Source organism: Thermoanaerobaculum aquaticum, assembly GCF_000687145.1.
Classification (GTDB): Bacteria; Acidobacteriota; Thermoanaerobaculia; order Thermoanaerobaculales; family Thermoanaerobaculaceae; genus Thermoanaerobaculum; species Thermoanaerobaculum aquaticum.
Genome location: NZ_JMFG01000053.1, coordinates 1 through 3,931, shown reverse-complemented (window position 1 = coordinate 3,931; position 3,931 = coordinate 1). Strand labels below are relative to the sequence as shown.

Here is a 3,931-nt window from a genome sequence, read left to right as displayed (position 1 = left end):
CCCCCGCCGCCGCAGGAGCGGCGGCCCCACATCAGATAGCTGCCGTCCTCACATCGCAAATGGTGGATTTGCAAAGCGACCGGTAGGATTAGATTCCAAGCAGAATGACTTCTCCAGAGACGGTCCCGCAAGCGAACGGCGAAAGATTCGCTGCTCGCTGGCTTTCGCCACGCTATGTCTGCACCGCCGAGCCCGCCAGTGACAGGGCCCGCGCCCACGTTAGTTTTCGGCCATTGGAAGTCCTTGACAGAAGCGAGATTGCAACCTATTCTGTGTTACAAGAAAGGGGGTTCTGTGCTCAACCCAGCTCTTTTGACCTTAGCGGCAGTTATTGTTCCGCCTGGCGGGGCGATTACGCTGGAGCAAGTGTTGGCCTCGGCGCCGCCGGAGCTAGTGACGCAAATCCAGCCGCACAGCCTCGAGGCCGTGCGAGAGGGTGAAATCCCCCTGGAGGAGTTTGCCCGCTCGTTGGGGATTTCGGTTTTTCCCCAGGCAGCGCCTACGGAACTCCAAGAAAAGCAGTTCATTACCCACTGGCTTTACCACTATTACGCGTTGAGCGCCGGAATTGACGAGGACCCGGTTGGCGAAGCCACCATTTCGGGCCGATGTTCTTCGCTGCCAATCACAGACGTCCCCCAGGCACCAACCATGGGCGCGCAGCTATGGAGCGACAAGACGATCTATTCCGCTTACTATCAGGCACCCTTTAATAGCAGCACCTGCACCTCCGACAACACGGATTTGACGAAGTACTTCGTAACCTGGGTTAAGAGCCCCTCCGCACAGGCGGTTCGCGCCTGGCTTGGCGCCTCCGATTACTTCAAGCTGTGGATCAACGGCACCCTGGTGGGCCAACGCAACTCAGGGGGTGGGAAGCCTTACACCGTGGACGAGTACAAGTATCCGGCCAACCTCAGGGCGGGATGGAACCTCATCGTGTTTAAACATTCGTTTCCGCAGTTAGGTCCCAGTACCGATCCCGATGACAACAAAAGGTACAAGTACTTTTCCCTGCGGTTTGTGCGCGATGACGCCGGCACCCCAGTGACCAACCTGGTGGCCACCTTTGATCCAGACCCAAGCTGCGATGACAAGGCTCCTTATTCCACAGCCACCCAAACCCGCGTGCTTTTCCCTTCGGTAGCCCACCTTCCGGGGAGAGCGGGCTCCCAGTGGCGCACCGACATTGAGCTGTACAACGGTTTTCACATGGCCTGGGAGTACCGCTTCCGCTACTTCCGAGAAGGCAACAACTCGGGTGCGCCGGACGCCACCAGGACAACGGTGTTGCAGCCGTTTGAAGGCAAAGTTTTCCGGGATGCGTTGCGGTCCTCGGAGTTTTTTAACGTGCCCAGCGATCAAAAGGGGTACGCCTGGATGTCCGGGGCCTATTACTACTACACGATTTTCTATGGTCAGGCGCGGGCCAAAGTCTACAATCAGGCCAGTACCGGCACTTTCGGCATGGAAACCAGCCTGCTCCACCCTTACAGCTTTAGTTACAGGGGCTACTTCTTCAACCTGCGCAACGGGGCCTACCGCACCAACTTGGCGGTGATTCCCAGCAAAAACGAGGGAAGCAGCTATCGCGTGCGCATGATCCTTTCCTCTCCGGAGTTTGGCACCCTGACCAAGGAATGGCCAGCAAACCCTTCGGAGAGACTGACCGGGCTTGCGCAACTGAACGACGTGTTCGGTTACTTCGGGGTGGGCAGCACCAGCACCGATCGGGCCCTGCTTTACGTGGTGTTTTTGGACACCAGCTTCAGCGACCTCTACTTTTTCCCCTCCGTTACCATCAATGACAACGGCACCTCGGACCCCGAGTTCCGCCTCAGCGGGAATCCCATTTCCGATCCGCCGATTTTCTAAGCTCCGCTAGGAGGCAACCAGGGAAGGAAACGGCGTTTACCGGCGAGGTGGCGGGGGCAAGTGGGTTTGCGGTGGGAACTCCGGAAAGCGCTGCACGGGGCGCTGATCCAGATCATTCCACCAGCCCTGCCGCCATTCGAAGTAAGGCGCCCGCTCGAGATAGCCCGCCACCAGGTCGAACTGCTCAATACCCGGGTACAAGAGGTTGGGGGCAAACTCTAAGCGGGCACTGACCACCACCGGCACCCGCCTTCTGCCCCCAAAGAGAAAAAGTTGGGTGAGCGCCTTTTCGAGCATGCCGCTGGTTTCTGCCGGCAAAAGGAACAACGCACGCCCTCCCGGAGGGATGGAATCTACCTGGTTACGGTGCGAGCGAACGCCGTTGATCCGCCACTCCAAAACCCCCGGCCCGGAGGGAAAAGGACCGCGGTTGGTCACCACCAGCTCGACGCCCTTGGGAGAAAGCGAAAAGTCCTCCAGCTGCAACAGGAACGGGCAAATCGCCCGGGAAAGGCGCAAATCCCGCCTGGATTTGGTTTTGCCAATTTTCACTTCCAGGCTTACCAGGTGTTCGGGTTTTCGGGGCTCCAGCACCATGGCCACCCGCTGGGGGCGCCCACCCTCAAAGGTCAAGATCCCCGAGTACACCTCCTTGCCGTCCACCCGCCAGGAAAAGCGACCCTTTGCCGCGGCCGCCGCAGGTGCCACCTCCGCTTCCACCACGATGGGGGAAACGGTACAGGGGTCCCCGGTTTGCGCGCTCAGGCAAAGGATTAAGCCCGCGTCCCGAACCGCTGCCAAGAGCAAGCTCATGTCTTTAATGTAAACACCATCCCAGCGCAAGGCAAGGGAACACCCAAAAGCTACGGGGCTCAAGGCTTGCGGAAGTCTGGCGTCCCAGGGTGGGATGCGCTGTCAGTGTTCCTTGCCTGTTCCATTACCGGCGGGCTGATCCTCGCACCCCGGCGTAGCCCAGGAAAAACTGCCAGGTTTTCACGGGGGCCTCCAGGTCGCCCGGTCCAGGCCGGGCCTCCAGGCTCACCACCACCGGTGTCAAGCGAGAGCGCCCCTTTTCGCCTGGCTCGGGCCCTGTGAGAGCCGCTTCCAGAAGCGAGCTTGCCGAAGCTGGAAGGTGCAGCTCCGCTGTAGTGCCGGCCGGAAGCGGGTCCAAGCGCTGCTGGCTGTACAGGACCCCGTTGATGGTCCAGCGCAGCGCCACGCTGCCCGAAGGCGCGGGACCTTCATTGGAAAGCCGCACCGTAAGGCCTTTAGAGTTCCACCGGAAGCTATCCAGTTGCAGCAGGAAAGGGCAAACGGGTGGCAACACCATGCGGTCCCGGGCCTCCGAGCCGTGGACAAAGAGGGCCACCTCCACCCGATGCGTGAGCCGCACCGGGTCCAAGATCATGGCGACCCTTTGCGTTTCTGGGCCCAGACCCCGAAGTCGGTCCGATGCCACCGCCTCCCCATCCACCATCCAGCGCACCTCCGCTCCCTCCACCGCGCGCTCGCACCACACTTCCGCTTCCACCAGCACCGGCGGGGTGAGGCAGCTTTCGGGGGACGGCTTGAAGCACAAACTCACGAAAACAGGAACAGCGGCGAGCACGGAAAGCACAACCGTACTATCCACGCATGGTAAGCTTGCGGTCAAGGGGACCGGGATGAAGCTTGAAGAGCTTTTTGACGCCCAAGCGCAGCAGGCGGTGGTGGAAGCGGTAAAAGCGGTGGAAAAGGAAAGCGCCGCGGAGGTTGTGCCAGTAGTGGTGGGAGCCGCCGGTCACTACCCGCAAGCGGCCTGGCGAGCGGCAGCGCTGGGAGCTTTGGCCGGCTCCGCCTTGGTTTCTCTGCTTCTCAAGCTCGTGGAAGTTTGGGGCTGGCCCCTGGAGTTCTGGATCCTCACCCCGCCCTTTGTGGGTGCAGCTTTGGGCTGGCTTCTGGCCTCCACCCTGCCCCCCGTGGCCCGGGTTTTTCTCACCCAGGAGGAAATGACCACCCAGGTGCGGGAACGCGCCGAGCACGCCTTCCTCACCGAGGAAGTGTTTGCCACCAAAAA

3 protein-coding genes and 1 pseudogene are annotated in these 3,931 nt (G+C 60.7%); 2 read left to right on the top strand and 2 right to left on the bottom strand.

All coding sequences use genetic code 11. The annotated features are described in order from the left end of the window. Nucleotides 1-294 precede the first annotated feature (294 nt). Nucleotides 295-1,875, top strand: coding sequence for a hypothetical protein (locus tag EG19_RS11955; RefSeq protein WP_038050591.1), 1,581 nt, complete (start codon nucleotides 295-297; stop codon nucleotides 1,873-1,875). A 36-nt stretch (nucleotides 1,876-1,911) separates the two neighbouring features. Here the strand turns inward: EG19_RS11955 and EG19_RS11950 are convergent, their stop codons facing one another. Beyond that, nucleotides 1,912-2,688 (bottom strand): hypothetical protein, encoded by a 777-nt coding sequence (locus tag EG19_RS11950; protein WP_152544067.1) that lies wholly within the window; start codon nucleotides 2,686-2,688, stop codon nucleotides 1,912-1,914. 124 nt (nucleotides 2,689-2,812) lie between these two features. Then, nucleotides 2,813-3,508, bottom strand: coding sequence for a hypothetical protein (locus EG19_RS11945; RefSeq protein WP_152544066.1), 696 nt, complete (start codon nucleotides 3,506-3,508; stop codon nucleotides 2,813-2,815). 31 nt (nucleotides 3,509-3,539) lie between these two features. On the opposite strand from EG19_RS11945, the pseudogene EG19_RS11940 reads away from it, so the two are divergent. Then, a pseudogene (locus tag EG19_RS11940) lies at nucleotides 3,540-3,931 on the top strand (hypothetical protein); the annotation flags it as partial.